Origin of the sequence: Arthrobacter globiformis, assembly GCF_003261175.1 — a bacterium.
Classification (GTDB): domain Bacteria; phylum Actinomycetota; class Actinomycetes; order Actinomycetales; family Micrococcaceae; genus Arthrobacter; species Arthrobacter globiformis_A.
This window is the reverse complement of sequence record NZ_QLNP01000062.1, coordinates 49,243-63,731: the sequence shown is the minus strand read 5'-3', so window position 1 is coordinate 63,731 and position 14,489 is coordinate 49,243. Positions and strand designations below refer to the sequence as shown.

At 65.0% G+C, this 14,489-nt stretch carries 13 protein-coding genes and 1 pseudogene; 5 read left to right on the top strand and 9 right to left on the bottom strand.

What is annotated here, in order from left to right; all coding sequences use genetic code 11:
- Positions 1-45 precede the first annotated feature (45 nt).
- The 3 genes from DBZ45_RS04570 to DBZ45_RS23815 form a co-directional block, all read right to left on the bottom strand.
- A complete protein-coding gene (locus tag DBZ45_RS04570) occupies positions 46-1,005 on the bottom strand; it encodes a 2-hydroxyacid dehydrogenase (protein WP_111902764.1) in 960 nt (319 codons plus the stop codon).
- Positions 1,002-2,201 (bottom strand): pyridoxal phosphate-dependent aminotransferase, encoded by a 1,200-nt coding sequence (locus DBZ45_RS04565; RefSeq protein ID WP_111902763.1) that lies wholly within the window; start codon positions 2,199-2,201, stop codon positions 1,002-1,004. The genes DBZ45_RS04570 and DBZ45_RS04565 overlap by 4 nt, the downstream gene beginning before the upstream one ends.
- A gap of 122 nt (positions 2,202-2,323) precedes the next feature.
- Positions 2,324-2,515: a DUF3375 family protein gene (locus DBZ45_RS23815; RefSeq protein ID WP_440130501.1), complete on the bottom strand. Its 192-nt coding sequence runs from the start codon at positions 2,513-2,515 to the stop codon at positions 2,324-2,326.
- An 803-nt stretch (positions 2,516-3,318) separates the two neighbouring features.
- Between DBZ45_RS23815 and DBZ45_RS22600 the strand changes: the two genes are divergently transcribed.
- Positions 3,319-3,789, top strand: coding sequence for a hypothetical protein (locus tag DBZ45_RS22600; protein WP_190243008.1), 471 nt, complete (start codon positions 3,319-3,321; stop codon positions 3,787-3,789).
- Between the two features lie 237 nt (positions 3,790-4,026).
- Positions 4,027-5,898 (top strand): hypothetical protein, encoded by a 1,872-nt coding sequence (locus tag DBZ45_RS04545; RefSeq protein WP_146617450.1) that lies wholly within the window; start codon positions 4,027-4,029, stop codon positions 5,896-5,898.
- A gap of 1,277 nt (positions 5,899-7,175) precedes the next feature.
- Here DBZ45_RS04545 and DBZ45_RS04535 read toward each other — a convergent pair.
- From DBZ45_RS04535 to DBZ45_RS04525, 3 genes and pseudogenes are all read right to left on the bottom strand, one after another.
- Positions 7,176-7,889, bottom strand: a complete 714-nt coding sequence (locus DBZ45_RS04535; protein WP_111902758.1) for a hypothetical protein — start codon at positions 7,887-7,889, stop codon at positions 7,176-7,178.
- On the bottom strand, positions 7,886-8,272 hold the full coding sequence (locus DBZ45_RS04530) for a PadR family transcriptional regulator (protein WP_111902757.1): 387 nt from the start codon (positions 8,270-8,272) through the stop codon (positions 7,886-7,888). Before DBZ45_RS04530 ends, DBZ45_RS04535 begins: the two co-directional genes overlap by 4 nt.
- Before the next feature lie 302 nt (positions 8,273-8,574).
- Positions 8,575-9,031: pseudogene (locus tag DBZ45_RS04525) on the bottom strand (GyrI-like domain-containing protein); the annotation flags it as partial.
- 113 nt (positions 9,032-9,144) lie between these two features.
- On the opposite strand from DBZ45_RS04525, the gene DBZ45_RS04520 reads away from it, so the two are divergent.
- Positions 9,145-9,654 carry a hypothetical protein gene (locus DBZ45_RS04520; protein WP_111902756.1) on the top strand — a complete coding sequence of 170 codons (510 nt, stop codon included), beginning with the start codon at positions 9,145-9,147 and terminating at the stop codon, positions 9,652-9,654.
- A gap of 26 nt (positions 9,655-9,680) precedes the next feature.
- Here the strand turns inward: DBZ45_RS04520 and DBZ45_RS04515 are convergent, their stop codons facing one another.
- Positions 9,681-10,313 (bottom strand): flavin reductase family protein, encoded by a 633-nt coding sequence (locus DBZ45_RS04515; protein ID WP_190243007.1) that lies wholly within the window; start codon positions 10,311-10,313, stop codon positions 9,681-9,683.
- A gap of 148 nt (positions 10,314-10,461) precedes the next feature.
- On the opposite strand from DBZ45_RS04515, the gene DBZ45_RS04510 reads away from it, so the two are divergent.
- Positions 10,462-10,902, top strand: a complete 441-nt coding sequence (locus DBZ45_RS04510; RefSeq protein WP_111902755.1) for a VOC family protein — start codon at positions 10,462-10,464, stop codon at positions 10,900-10,902.
- Between the two features lie 22 nt (positions 10,903-10,924).
- Here the strand turns inward: DBZ45_RS04510 and DBZ45_RS04505 are convergent, their stop codons facing one another.
- On the bottom strand, positions 10,925-12,604 hold the full coding sequence (locus DBZ45_RS04505; protein WP_111902754.1) for a thiamine pyrophosphate-binding protein: 1,680 nt from the start codon (positions 12,602-12,604) through the stop codon (positions 10,925-10,927).
- 121 nt (positions 12,605-12,725) lie between these two features.
- Positions 12,726-13,229: an Lrp/AsnC family transcriptional regulator gene (locus DBZ45_RS04500; protein WP_111902753.1), complete on the bottom strand. Its 504-nt coding sequence runs from the start codon at positions 13,227-13,229 to the stop codon at positions 12,726-12,728.
- Between the two features lie 93 nt (positions 13,230-13,322).
- Between DBZ45_RS04500 and hisC the strand changes: the two genes are divergently transcribed.
- Complete coding sequence (gene hisC, locus DBZ45_RS04495) at positions 13,323-14,432, top strand: histidinol-phosphate transaminase (protein WP_111902752.1); 1,110 nt, start codon at positions 13,323-13,325, stop codon at positions 14,430-14,432.
- Positions 14,433-14,489 lie beyond the last annotated feature (57 nt).

The window sequence follows — 14,489 nt, the reverse complement described above, 5'->3', positions numbered from 1 at the left end:
ACACGTGTTTGTGTGTCCTCCGGCCGTTTCTGCGTCCGTCGCCGCCTAATTGATCGGTGCAGGCGGCTGTTCGCCGCTGAGCACGGCGAGGGCGTTGTCGGCGGCGAGCATCGCCATCGCGGTGCGCGTCTCCACCGTGGCGGAACCCAGGTGCGGCACGAGTGTCACGTTCTCGAGCTCGAGCAACTCGGGGTGCACACGGGGCTCGTGCTCATAGACATCGAGCCCGGCACCCGCGATCCGTCCCTCGCGAAGCGCCGACGCGAGCGCCGCTTCGTCGACGATCGGTCCGCGCGCGGTGTTGACGAGGTACGCCGAGCTCTTCATCGCCGCGAGTTGTTCGGCGCCGATCAGATGATGCGTGGCAGGCCCGTAGGGGCAGTGCAGCGAGACGACGTCGGAGACGGCCAGCAGCTCGTCCAGGTCTGCCCGCCGGGCGCCCAGCTCGGCGGCGATCCCGGGATCGATCTCGCTGCGCGACTGGTAGACGATCTCCATGCCGAAGGCCTTGGCCCGGCGGGCGGTCGCCTGGCCGATGCCGCCCATGCCGACGACGCCCAGCGTCTTGCCCTGCAGGCTGCTGCCAAGCAGGAAGAACATGCCCCACTTCCAGGCCTGGCCGGAGCGGATGAGCCGTTCCCCCTCGCCGAGCCGGCGGGTCGCCATGAGGATGAGGCTGAGCGCGATGTCGGCCGTGGCGTCCGTGAGCACGCCGGGGGTGTTGGCGGCTACGATGCCCCGTTCGGTGCAGGCCGGCACGTCGATGTTGTCATAACCCACGGCGACGTTCGCGACGACCTTGAGCTGCGGACCCGCGGCTTCGAGCAACTCGGCGTCGATGCGTTCGGTGAGCAGGCTGACCACGGCATCGGCGCCGGCCACCCGGCGCAGGAGCTCCGCGCGGCTGATGGACTCCGGACCGTCCCAGGCATCGACCTCGTGCTCGGCGCGGAGCTTTTCGATTGCGATTTCGGGCACACGGCCCGTGACGACGACCCGGCTCATGCGGTCACGATCCATTCGCACAGACGTGCGAGGCCCTCGCGGATAGCTGCCGCCTCGATGCCCGAGTAGGCGAGCCGGATGTACTGCCGCTCCTCGCCGGGCAGCCGACGGCCGAAGTGCTCACGCGTGCAGAAGGAGACGCCGGTCTTGTACAGGGCGTCAGAGGCGAAGTCGCCGACTGCCGTGTAGCCCATGCGCTCCATGGCCTCGGTGACGTCGGGGAACAGGTAGAACGTCGACTGCGGCACGGCGACGCTCATGCCGGGGATGGAGTTCACCAGCTCGCAGGCGGCGTCGCGGCGCGTCTGCAGGGTGTCCAGCATCTGCTGCACGGAATCCTGGGGGCCGCGGAGCGCTTCGACGCCGGCCCACTGCACGTAGTGCGTGGTGCAGGACTCGTCGTTGGTGTTCAGTGTGCTCAGCACCTGCGCGATCTCACGCGGGGCGACGGCGCAGCCGAGGCGTGAGCCGGTCATGGCGAACTTCTTGCTGAACGTGTAGAGGATGACAGTACGCTCGGCCATGCCGGGAATCGAGGTGATCGAGCTTGAGACGCCCTCATAGCGGGTCTCAAAGTACGCCTCGTCGGAGAGCACCCAGAGGTCGTGTTGGATCGCGAGCTGCGCGACGGCCTCGCGCTCAGCGGCAGTCGACTCTGCCGAGATGGGGTTCTGCAGATCGTTGTAGATGATCGCGACCGTGTTCGGGGTGATTGACGCGCGGATCTGCTCGAGGTCGATCGCGAAGCCCGTGCTCGTAGGCACGTAGCGGTACGGCACCGCCGTACCGCCGAGGTACTCGATCTGCGATTCATAGATCGGGAAGCCGGGGTTCGGGTAGAGCACTTCCTGGCCCGGGTTCATGACCGCCTGCAGGAACTTCGTGATGACGGGCTTGCCACCGGTCATCACCACCACATTCTCGGGGGAGAACTCGATACCGCGCCGCGAGCCGATATCGTCGGCAAGGGCCTCACGCAGCTGCGGGATGCCCGGGCCGGGGCAGTAGCCGGTATAGCCGTCAGCGATCGCCCGGTTCATCGCCTCCACGATGTTCGGGGCGGTGGGGATGTTGATGTCGCCGAGATGGAAGGGGTACACCGGGTTCCCCTTCGCCTTCCAAGCGGCGGCGGCTTGAGCGACGCTGAAGGCAGTTTCGGTGCCCAGGCGTTCGAGCCGGTCTGCGAGTTGCTGCATGCTGTTCCACTCCTCATCGAGTTGACGATCGATCCTGCGGCGGATTCAGATCGGGATAGCTGGCATATCAGACCGCTGCGTGTGATATCACATCTTTCCAGGTCTCATATATCACTAATGTATCAGAGGGCGGAAAGGTCGTCGCCCCGTATGCGCTGCATTTCGCCGTCGATATTGTCTCTTTGCCTTTGCAGTTCGATCAGGCGTACTTCGGGGTCCGTCTCGGACTGCTGGACCAGTCGCTCGAGGACCGCGAAGATGCTGGTGAGCCGGGACTGGGTGGCCACGAAGTCCCGGCCGCGCAGGCTCTCCACCCAGCGGATCACGCCCTCGGCCGCGGCGGTGAGACCGTAGCGCGGCTCGTCCTAGCCCTGGATGTAGTACTTGCGCAGCCACGCTCTCTCCGGGGCGGCCCAGTCGTCCAGGTACTCGGCCGCCTGGCGGGGGAACTTGTCCCCACCGTAGGCATCCCGCAAGCCGAACGGGACGTCGTCGAGGCTGTCGATGAGCTGTTGGCGGCCAAGGTTGCGCTGGTTGGGCCGGTGAAGGCCGCCATGAAAGACGAGGTGGCGAGCGGGGCGTTCTGGGCGCGCGGCAGGGACCAGCCTGCATGGTTCTCACGCAGTGCGTTGATTGCGTAGTAGTCCATCCGGTCCTCGGTGTTCGCGGCCCGACTGCCGTCAGTTCACTCTAAGGGGCACCGCAAGTCTCCTGGCGTCAGCGCTTCGGGTTTTCGGAGCGCTGAGCCTTCCGGCGTTCCAGGCTTTTGCGGACCCTGCCTTTGCCCGAGGCCTTTCTGTGAAGGAACACGTGCTCAACGAAGGTCAGCGCTCCTTCAACGAGAAAGAGTATGAAGTCAACGACCATGAGGCCCCCATCTGTGGCTTCCCTTTGCAGCGCCGGCGCGATCCCGTCCTTGCCCAGTCTTCCCCATGTCTGTGAACTTCAACGCCTGCGGCGCGGCATTTAGATACCGAGTCACGCATCGGGATGGCCTGACCATGGGTAGCTGAGCTGACTTCTGCCCACACCGATTCCGCACCAGCCCTCGCCCGCCGAAAGTGAACGGGGGCGTTCACGCTACTCCCGGCAGTCCACTGCAACGGCAACTTCTGACATGGCACTAGATTTCCTGCGCAGGGCAGCAGCCGGCACAGGGAACGAGAACTCCCGCCTGGAAAGCAGGGGCGGCGGCGCACCAGGTTGCCCAGCCGAAGAGCCCTATAGGTCGCTTCGGGTGTTTCTCACAGCAGCTGCCGCAACGGCCGGAATCCTTGCCGTCGGGCAGACAAGCATCACAATACAAAGCGCACATGCAGCCGAGGTCCTGCGAATCACCGATCTCTTGAGAAGCGGCCTTGTCCCGCAGACCTGCGTGCAGGGCTATATGACGCGCCTGGCACTGATCCCTGGGGTAACCGCCAGCGAGCCCGCCAACCTCGACGGCAAGACCGGCGTGGCCATCGGACGGACAGAACCGCTCGGCGGCGGGCTAGGAGCAGAAATCATTATCGATCCCAATACCGGGCTGGTCATCAGGAAAGGGAGCATCATGACCAGTCTGAGGCTCCTCGACGCCTGCACGTAAATGCCAACGGGCGGACAGCTGGCCTTCCCAACAATGCTTCAGCGCAGAGCGGCGGCTTAGCTGTCCGTTTGCCGAACGCTTGCTTCGGCCCGACTGTCGATGCCATGCAGCTGGTCGTCCAGTCCCTCGCGGATCAAGATCGTCCCGGACATTGGCGAACAGTGACCCAGTCAGATATTCTCAGCGGAATAATCGTGCGGTCACTGCTTGGCCCACATCGAGCTGGGGGAACAGCACGTGACAAAATCTTCATCCGGCCTGCGGACTGCAGGCCGCCGGACAGTGTCGGTTTTTTGCGTGATCTTGGGGCTGATCGCTTTTTCCGCCCCCGTCCCGGTGGCTGTCGCGGATGAGCCAGCCAGCCCCGCGGTCGAAGCGCCGACCCCTGCTCCGGCGGTGCGCCTTGAAGGCAGTCCGCAAATCGGATCGTACCTCAATGTCGTGTTTTCGGGTACCAAGCCAGCAGGCAGTCTTAGCTACCAGTTCTTGCATGACGGCGAGGCTTTCGGACCCGCTGTCGCATGGCCTTACTACTTCCTCCGGTCAATGGACTTCGGCAAGCGCATCTCCGTCCGCGTCACCGCCACCCAGCCCGACTCCGAGCCCAAACTCCTGACCTCCGGGGAGACGGAACCCATCCTCGGCTACATCACAGCATGGTCGCACCCCGACGCTATGCCTGTTCTTGGCAACGAGCTCGGTGTCAACCTCTGGACGTACAACTCGGAGCCGTCCCTCAGCGGGGCTAACGCCACCATCACAACCGCTTGGTTCCGGGACGGGACGCCCATCGAGGGCGCCCCGGCACGCTACACCGTGGCCGAGGCTGACATGGGCGCAGAGATCACCGCGGAGGTGACCGTTTCGGCGGCCGGATACTGGAACAGCTGGACCGGGACCACAAGTTTCGGCACGGCACGTCGCGGCTCGATCCTGCCTGCGTCCTCGCCTGTCATCACCGCGGGCACCAGCACTGCTGCTCCCTACGCCGCGTATCCGGGGCAGGTGTTGAAGGCCTCCGCTCCCGCTGTCGTGACATCTTCCCCCACCCCGTTCCCGCCGGCACCAGGGTCGGTCACCTACACCTACCTGTGGAGTCACGACCGCGGCGACAAAGGTATGCGGGCGATCCCGGACGTCACAGGATCCACCTACACAGTCCGCGCCGAGGACATCGGCTACCGCATCTCGGTCTACGCCAAGCCCGTTTCGCCCAACTTCCTCACCGACGGCAAGCGCAGCGACAGCAGCCTGCAGATCTACGGCAAATTCGCGGGGATGAGCGCTCCCACCATCAAGGGCACCGCCCTGGCCGGCCAGCTGCTCACCGCCGTCCCCGGACCGGTTCCGTCGCCGGCTCCGGATGCAGTGAGCTACTCCTGGTACCGGTCCGGAATCGAGTTGGCCGGGCCCAGCACTGACCCGACGTACCGCCTCACGACCGCTGACGCCGGCCACAAGATGACGGTAAGAGCCTTCTACGAGAAAACCAGTTACGACCGCGGGCTCAGTCCCGCCTCCGCGGCAGTCGCCGTGCCCCTCAACTTCATCCTGGGCCCCGCGCCCTGGATCGCAGGCACCGCGGCCACCGGCTACACCGTGAGCGCCCGGACCAGCCCAACCACTCCCTCGTCCACCGCCGCGGCCTACCAGTGGTACCGCGACGGGAGGCCCATCAGTGGGGCGACTGGAACGGCCTACCGACTTACAGCAGCAGACCAAGGGCACCTGATCAACTTCAAAGTCGCGTTCAAGCGCGCCGGCACGATCACTGCCTTCCAAACCTCCAGAGCGATCCGGCCGCTGGCCGTGTTCACCAAACTCCCCACCCCGGTTGTCCGGGGTATTACCCTCGGGGGCGCATTCACCGCCGGACAGACGTTGAGAGCTTCCACCGCTATGCCATTCCCGGCTCCAACAGCCGTGACCTGGCAATGGCAGCGCAACGGACGTCCGATCCCAGGGGCGACAGGTTCCAGCTACCGGCTGACCCCCGGCGACGGGGATAAATTCATCCGCGTCGTGGCGACTTTCAAGAGACCCAACTATCTGAACACCGGCCGCATCTCGGCCCAACGATGGGTCTGGGGACCAACCACGGTTCTGTAATCGAATAGTGAGCGGAGAAACGCTGTGCGACCACCGGCACTCACTCGTTGCAAGATGTTCCCGCTACAGTCTGGCGCCCTCGAGGCTGAGCGGTAGGACTTTGCTGCAGCACCCAGGAGCGCGCCTTGGCTGCAGCCGAAATGGGGATAGCTTCAATGAGATGGGCTGGCGCAGAACGGTGCGGCGCCTCGTATCCCTAGCGTTTCGAGACGCAGAGGTTTGGAGACGCCCCGGGTTGGATAGGAGCCATGGCCGGTTGCGCTAGATGAAGACGGTTCTACGTAGGATTTATCTATGAGCCCCAAGCCCCGAACCGTCGAAGCCGTCCGGGACGAAATCATCTCCGCAGTCACAGAGGTACGTTCCGTCGCACGATTGGAGCAGGACAACCAACGGGCCCACGCCGCAGACTGGCTCGATGAACAATTCGCTGGCATCACGAACCGGCGCGTTCTGCGTGGGGCCGCCGCAAATGCTCTCGGCAGTCTCTACCGAGGCGGAATGGGGTCATTCCAAGATGTCGGCACCGAAGCATCGTCTCGGTCCGTCAAAAGACTGTATCGCGCGCTGCGGCGAGGCCGTTCCTGGTTCCTCCGCCACTCCTGACACAAGCACTTCGGCTGAGGCAAGCCCGTAATCGGCATCCAGCCCCTCCCAGAACGCTAAACGAACACTCAACGGGGACCACGGCCTGCCCATTGACGACACCCCACAGAATTCAGGGTGTTGCACTCACCGCCTGAACTCGCCCCGTGTATCCACCGTCAGTTACGAGACACGTTGGAGCGGCCAGGCGCACGTTGCCGACGATCTCACACGTCCCGGGCATGGACGGCTGCGAGGACTCAGGAATAGCCGCGTCGCATCCTCCTGAAGACGCCACCAAACGGCCACAGAACGCCGTCAAAAGTGATCGAATCAGTATCTAAAAGAGCGTATCTGCGAATGATTTAGGCGTGCCGTCAGTACTGGACGGACTGCATAGCGGCGAGGTGGCCTGAACGGTCGGCGATGAGGCACTTGGCCGGATCGAACGGCCGGCTGGCATGCCGGACGTACTGCGTGAGGACCAGCACCGGGTCCCTGGCTCGCAGGTCCAGCAGCTTGGCCCGGCTCGGACCGGGTTGACTCCGGCGAATCTGGCACTCGCCGGCCCCAGAACCCGGCCACCCTGTGGTCGCCCTGTGCCGCAACCGCAGCAGAAGGAGCTGGGCCTGCAGTCGCATTGTCCTAGGCGCTTGACGTCAACGCGCGGCACCCTGAGCCTTCAGGCAGGTTCAGCGGAAAGAAAATGCGAGGCCGAGCATGGCCAGAGCGAGTATGGGAAAAAGCCAGTTGGTGATCAGCACTATTATTTTCGTTCCGGTTCCGCTGCTGTGCGTGGTGGCGGAGCGCGGGTCGGGGATGTCGTCGTTGTTAGGCCGGGAGGATCGGATGGTGTTCATGATCGACAGAACCACCATGGTTAGGGCGCTCACGATCAGCCAAGGCAGCGGATCAATCGTCAGCCAGGCTTCGGCTTGGGTCGTCGGGGCTGCGACGCCGGAGAGGAGCCCGGCCAGCGCGCAGATTGCACTCAGGGTGATAAGTACCCAGATGCGTCGGATGGCGGCGGCGAGATATAGCGGTAGTAAGGCTATGAGCACGACTGGTGTGGCAACAAGAGCCAACTGCAGGGGAGAAACCAGCATCTGCTCCGACCGGACCGCGGACACGACTGCCTGATTGAAGACAAGGAAGGCCAGCAGCCCGAGCAGCGCCGGCCAGAGTGCCCTCCGCACCCACTCATGTTGCGGTGCAGTGGGTAGCTCGAGCGCAGCGGCATAGGCCCGGGCCGGTCCGAATGCTTCCTCAGCCGGCTGGCCGGTGTCAGCGAGGAGTTCCTGCGCGCTTGCCACGGTGTCACCGATGGCGCTCCCGTGCACCTGGCGCAGGCGAAGTTCCAGAATGAGGTCGTCGAACCATTTCTTATCGGTGGTCTCATGCATCATGTGGAGGACTCCTTTGTGTGCGCCTCGGGGCCGAGGTAGTGGGTGCTGAGGTTGGTGAAGCGTAGCCAGTCAGCGCTGAGGCGGGTGAGCTCGGCGCGGCCGTAATCGGTCAGTGCGAAGTACTTTCGGCCGGGGCCGCCGTCACCAGCCTTCCATTCGGTGGTTACCATGCCGGCGGCCTGGTATCGGGTGAGAAGCGGATACAGAGTGCCGCCTTTGATCGTGCCGAACCCGTTGCGCTCGAGTTCACTGATGATGGCGTAACCGTAGGACGGCCCGGCGGATAGTGCGCGGAGGGCAAGGAAACCCAGCGTTGCTCGAAGCCAGTCGCTTGGCCATTGGGTGCCCCCGGCGGTTTCGGACGCTGAAGTTGAAACATCCATGACTATATTGTGAGTCTAAGTAGTTAGCCTGTAAAGCCCCCTTGGGGCCGGCGGGCCTATTCTTGCTATTCATTTGTGCCGCCGCATGCTTTGCCGGGGGCACTACAGCACCAGATGCACCATCAACGGGGGAGGCGGCAATGGCCCCTTCATCGCACCGATTGCTGCCGCCGCACTCGTGGTCCGGTCACTGATTCGCCTGTCAGGGCAGGGCGCAACACCAGGCCCGCAATCGGTCAGGCATTAACCGGTGGCAGCCCGATTGCAAGCAGCAAGATGTCGCCGATCGCGCGGCTGCTCGGCTAGGCGCCTTCTACCGGGAGCCTCAATTCGCAGCTGGCCGTCTGAAGCCGGCGGCGCAGTCAAGGACCGCCACGATCGAGGGTCCGGGCCGGAGCCGCCACGGACTTGACGGGAACCAGTCGGTGGCTGTGGCCGCCCACGTGGACTGCAGGACCGCCGGGTACTCGCATTCGGCTTTGAACACCGCCCAGGTACCGGCAGGAACCTCGATAGCGTCGAGCTCCTCGGGCACCGGCGTCTTTTCGGCGACGGCGACGCCGCGGAGGTAGGTCAGTTCGCTGCCCTCCGTGTAGTCCGGATCGACACCCGCGCTCACCTGGAGCAGGCCCGATGTTGAGTACGAGGGGGGGCGCCGTTCCGGCGCACGTCAGCGGGGCCGGCGCCATGCACCGACCGGAACGCCCGGCCGAATGCGTCGGTCGAGCCATAGCCGTACTTCACTGCGATGCCTAAGAGCCTGTCTGCTTCGCTCCGCACCCTACTATCGCGGTCGGATCCGATCATTATCCATGTCGCAGGCCTGCCCGTAAGCTGGTCCGTCTAGCCCAGAGAAACTTAAGGAACACGCATTGCCGATCAACAAACAGACGCTGAAAGACGACGCGTTCGCCGGGTTCAGATCGTTTGATCAGCTGGATATCAACCGGGTTCCACGGGCCCCCGGACTCTATGTAGTGCTCAAACCCGAGGGCTTCGAGCGGGTGTTCCTTGCGAAGAGCGTGGGAGCCCGCTTCAAGAAGCGGGATCCATCCCTGCCCAAACCTGCCCTGAACGCGGAGTGGATCGAAAACGCGGATGTCCTCTACATCGGAAAAGCCGGCCCAGGAAGCACGGGCAACCGCGGACTGCGAAAGCATATTCAAGAGTTCACTGACTTCGGCCGCGGGAAGCCTGTTGGCCATTGGGACGGGCGGCTCATCTGGCAACTCGCCGGCTCTCAGTCGCTCATTATCGCGTGGAAGGAGCTGGCAGCGGAGGAGCTGAACAATGCCGAAGCCGAGTACCACGCGGAATTCGTCAGGACTTACGGAAAGCTGCCCTTCGCCAACTTGGTCCAAGCCAGGACGAAGGGAGCCTAAGTCGAGGTGATCGGCAGACTCTGCTTTCACTCATCCTGGCCAGCCCGGCCAAAGTGACCCGGCCAGTCCTTTGCACGGATGCGGCGGATCTCCTGGATCGGCCCAAGCGTCCCCCACTCATTGCGCCCCAGCCGGGACAACGGCTCCAAGAGATCAATCTGCGGATGGTCACCCTCCAGCACGTGCGTGGACACGACCGCGTAGACCACCTCACCAAACACCAGCGTGCAATTGCCCAACGGTAAGGTGCTGTGCAGCCGGCACTCCAGGGCCACAGGCGAATCCTGCACCCGCGGAGGACGCACCACGGCGCTCGGTTCCCGGGATAAACCAACGGCGTCGAACTCACTCGTCTTCGGCGGAAAGTCCGTCCCGGTGGCATTGACCTCTTCAAACAGGGAGGCCGGGGTGAGGTTCACGACGAACTCACCCTGTGCCTCGATGTTGCGCAGCGAATCCTTCTCGCCCACCGAAGTGAACTGGACAATGGGCGGATCCACAGACGCCACCGTATAGAACGAATGCGGCGCCAGATTGTCCACGCCCTCCACCGAGGTAGTGGACACCCAGGCGATCGGTCTCGGAACCACCACCGCTGTCAACAACTGATAGAAATCCCGCGGTGACATCTGCGCCGGATCAAAATCCGTCCGCGCCATGTGCCCTCCTGCCCGCTCCCAGCCTTCTCGTTCTTCCTTGACTGTAGCCCCTGCCTGTCGCCGGCCCCTGTACTCGGGGCCGGTCCATCCGAGGCCAGTGGCGCCTCGTCACTGGAGCTAATCGCTCCGCCTTGGTAGCTTTCAACGCATGGCCATCAAACTTGAGAATGTGGGTATCGCTGTCCGCGACATCGAAGCAGCAATCGCCTTTTTCACCGATCTCGGTCTCAAAGTCGTCGGCCGTGACACGGTCAGCGGCGAGTGGACCGATACTGCAGTTGGACTTGACGGAAACCACGCCAAAATCGCGATGCTCGAGACCCCGGACGGTCATGGTCAACTTGAGCTCTTCGAATACATCCATCCCGAGGCGATCGAGTCGGAGCCGACGCGTCCCAACGACATCGGCATGCACCGCGTGGCCTTCTCTGTAGACGACATCGATGAGGCCCTTGAGATAGCTGCAAAGCACGGATGCTACCCGCTACGCGGCGTGGGGACCTACGCCGACCTCTACAAACTCACGTACCTCCGCGGTCCCAGCGGGATCATCGTGATGCTCGCCGAGGAACTGAAGAAAGGCAGCTGACGCCCGATCGACCCGATGGCACCTAGCCGGCGACCGTCTCCTTTGCAGCGGTCTCCTTCGCCTGCATCCATTCGCTCAGCCACGGGGCCCGGACGCTCGTGGTGATGCGGCAGTCGGCCACGAAGGTGCCCTTTGCGCCGGCGTCGATCCAGTCCGTGAGCGCGGAAAGGTCCGACAGGGTGCGGATGATCGCGGATTCCGCCCCGATCGCGCGGGCGATTCCGCTGAAGTCCACCTCGGGGATCAGCATGGGCTTTTCGGTCAGGCCCTGGGAGCCGTACTGATGAATCTCGGCCCCGTAGGCGGCGTCGTTATAGATCACGACGACGGCGCTGCTCGCCGCGCCCACGAGCGACTCCAGGTCGGACAGGCCCATCAGGAATCCGCCGTCGCCCGCGGCCAGCACCAGGGTGTTGCCGTCGTCCACTGCCCGGGCGGCCCCGACGGCGCTGGCGAGGCCGAGCCCGATCGACTGGAAGGCGGTTCCCACCATGACCAGGTCCTGGGGGCGCGGGATGCGCCAGTACATGGGTGCCCAGCCCAAGAAGTGCCCGCCGTCCTGGACCACGGTGCGGCGTTCCGGCAGGACGGCATCCAGTGCCGTGGCAAGCGCGCGGGGGTCAAGGCGGCCGTCCGGGGTCTCCGCGGTGCCGGGGTGGTGGCAGGGTCCTTCGGCCAGGCGCTTGAGTGCTTCCGCGCGCCAGGCCTTCGATGCCCCGGCCCCGGAGAGGGCGGCGGCATCCAGCAGGCGGAGGAGCCGGCCCGCGGCGGCCTTCGCGTCCGCAGTGACGAACAGGTCCACCCGCGGGTTAGTCGGCTCCATGCCGGCGTCGATTTGGATCACGGTGGCGTCCGGGCCGATCAGGTGCCCGAAGCGCATGGTGAACGGGCTCAGGCTTGCCCCCGCCACGAGCACCACGTCCGCCTCGCGCATGAGCCCGGCGGCGGTATCCGTGCCGAAACCGCCCGCGACGCCGAGGTAACCCTCGCCCTGCAGCAGGTTCAGCGCCAGTGCCGTCCCGGCGGTAAGCGCCCCGAGGCGGTCGGCCAGTTCCCGGAGTTCGGGGCCGGCTCCGGCGAGGTGCGCTCCGCGGCCGGCAAGGATGAGCGGCCGCTTTGCCCCGGCCAGAAGTTCGGCCGCCCGGCCGAGTCCGCCGTCGGCGTCGTCCCTCACGGCAGCCGCCAGTGTCGGCGCGGGAAGCTCTTCGTCCGCCGCCGCAACGGCCGCCAGGTCGTACGGGATGGCGATGACGACGGCGGTCCGCCGGGCAAGTGCGTACTCCACCGCTTCCTGCGTGATGGAGCCCGCGGCTTCACGGGTGACCGTGAACGTCGCCGCTCCCAGCCCGGCGGCGATTGCCGCCTGGTCCACGTCCCAGGGACGGGCGCCGCCGCTCGGGGCGTCCCCGGTGACGAGCACGGTGGGGATCTGCGCCCTGACCGCTTCCGCGAGGGCCGTCAGGGCGTTGGTGTAACCGGGGCCGTAGGTGGTGGTTCCCGCCGCGAGGCGTCCCGATGCCCGGTAGTAGGCGTCCGCCGCAGCGATTGCGGCGCCCTCATGGCGTACTGCGGTGAAGCGGAGGCCCGCCTTCTCGGCGGCGTCCAGGAAGTAGACGTTGCCGTTGCCCATCACACCGAACACATCGCTGAGATAGCTGCTGAGAACCTGCGCCACCCGGCCGGACACTGTAAGAGAAGTCATGCAGGAATCGTCGAATCTGGGCCAAGGATTAGCAACACACTGAATATTTGTTGGTACTTTTGGCAGTTTCTTGCTGCACCTACTGAAAATATGCCCAGTGGTGGTGCGGTCACTTTTTGCCCTAGCCAAGTTGGCGGTTCTCCTGCTGTGACAGCCGGGCGAGCAGGCCGTCGTAGCGGGGCGGCATGAGCTCCACGACGGAGATGGCCGTGCTGGTCCGCTGGATCCCGTCGATTTCCAGGATCTGGTTGGTGATCCGGTAGAGATCGGCCGTGTCCCGCGCCACCACCTTGGCCATGAGGTCCGCATCCCCCGTGGTGGCATGCACCTCGATGACCTCCGGAATCGCTTCGAGCCCGCTTTCAACCGACTTGGCGCGGGCCTGGCTGATGGCGAGGGAGAGAAACGCCAGCAGCCCGTAGCCCAGCGCTGCGGGGTCCAGCCTCCGGCTGAAGGACCTGAGCGCGCCGCCGCTCTGGAGCTTCGCCAGGCGCGCGTGCACGGTGTTCCGGGCGACGCCGAGCGTCCGGGACAGTGCCAGCGCGCTGGCTTCCGGGTCCTTGTCGAGCGCAAGAATGATCCTGGCATCCAAAGAATCAAAGGTGCGGGGAGTGGGGATGGTCACATTTTCACCACAAACGATAGAAGTTGAGCAGAAATCCCAAGGAAACCAGAGTATCTTGCAATGTGGCCCGCGTCACTTCCATGATCAAGCCTCATGACCACTGATCAGATCCTGACAGCAGCCGAAACCGCGCACCCCGTCCTGCGTGCAGCGGTCTCCGGCCTGCCGTCCTACGTCCCGGGCCGGCGCAGTGCTGGCGAGGACATCGCGGCCCTCGCCAGCAATGAAAGCCACTACGAACCCCTGCCCGCGGCCGCCGCTGCGGTGGCCGAAGCGGCCGGCAGGATGAACCGCTACCCGGACATGGCCGCCGTCGAACTCCGCGAACGGATCGCCGGGCACCTCGGCGTCAGCGCGGGGGAAGTCGCGGTGGGACCCGGCAGCGTCGGCGTCCTCCAGCAGGTCATCACCGGGCTTTGCGACGCCGGGGATGAAGTGATCTTCGCGTGGCGGAGCTTCGAGGCATACCCCATCCTGGTGGAGCTGGCCGGCGCCCGGGCCGTTCGCATACCGCTGGACGATGCCGAAGGCCACGACCTCGACGCCATGGCGGCAGCCGTCACCGAGCGGACCAAAGTGGTCCTGCTCTGCACCCCCAACAACCCGACCGGCGTCCCCATCGGCCATGGACGCATCGAGGCGTTCCTCCGGTCCATCCGCTCGGACATCCTCGTGGTGATCGACGAGGCCTACGTGGAATACGCCGTGGCGGGCACCGGGCCCGACTCCCTGGCGCTCTACCGTGAGTACCCCAACGTGTGCATCCTCCGCACCTTCTCGAAGGCCTACGGGCTCGCCGGCCTGCGCGTGGGATACGCCGTGGCCGCCCCGGCAATCGCCGAGGGACTGCGCAGGACTGCCATTCCGTTCGCCGTGACGGCCCTGGCCCAGAAGGCTGCCATCGCCTCGCTGGACGCGACGGACGAGATGCAGGCGAGGGTCGCCGTCGTCAAGGAAGAGCGCTCGCGGCTAGCCGCGCAGCTGGCGGCCCAGGGTTGGAAGCTGCAGCCGAGCCAGGGCAACTTCCTGTGGATCCGGGCCGCCGATGACCTCCGGGCGAGGCTCGTGGCCGCATTCGACCAGGCGGACATCATGGTCCGCGCCTACCAGGGCGACGGCATCCGGATCACAGTTGCCGACCCCGCCTCCAACGACCGCGTGCTCCAGGTTCTGGCAGCCGTCCCGGCAGCCCGCGCGGCCTGAAACCCCAACCCGTTCCACCTTTAACCCGTTCGATCCTTACCAGTTCGACATACAACC

Bases quoted from the DNA above. Each gene is read 5' to 3' on its own strand.
- DBZ45_RS04570 (WP_111902764.1), bottom strand. From the start codon at position 1,005: ATGAGCCGGGTCGTCGTCACGGGCCGTGTGCCCGAAATCGCAATCGAA.
- DBZ45_RS04565 (WP_111902763.1), bottom strand. From the start codon at position 2,201: ATGCAGCAACTCGCAGACCGGCTCGAACGCCTGGGCACCGAAACTGCC.
- DBZ45_RS22600 (WP_190243008.1), top strand. From the start codon at position 3,319: ATGGCACTAGATTTCCTGCGCAGGGCAGCAGCCGGCACAGGGAACGAG.
- DBZ45_RS04535 (WP_111902758.1), bottom strand. From the start codon at position 7,889: ATGATGCATGAGACCACCGATAAGAAATGGTTCGACGACCTCATTCTG.
- DBZ45_RS04530 (WP_111902757.1), bottom strand. From the start codon at position 8,272: ATGGATGTTTCAACTTCAGCGTCCGAAACCGCCGGGGGCACCCAATGG.
- DBZ45_RS04515 (WP_190243007.1), bottom strand. From the start codon at position 10,313: ATGGCGCGGACGGATTTTGATCCGGCGCAGATGTCACCGCGGGATTTC.
- DBZ45_RS04510 (WP_111902755.1), top strand. From the start codon at position 10,462: ATGGCCATCAAACTTGAGAATGTGGGTATCGCTGTCCGCGACATCGAA.
- DBZ45_RS04505 (WP_111902754.1), bottom strand. From the start codon at position 12,604: ATGACTTCTCTTACAGTGTCCGGCCGGGTGGCGCAGGTTCTCAGCAGC.
- hisC (WP_111902752.1), top strand. From the start codon at position 13,323: ATGACCACTGATCAGATCCTGACAGCAGCCGAAACCGCGCACCCCGTC.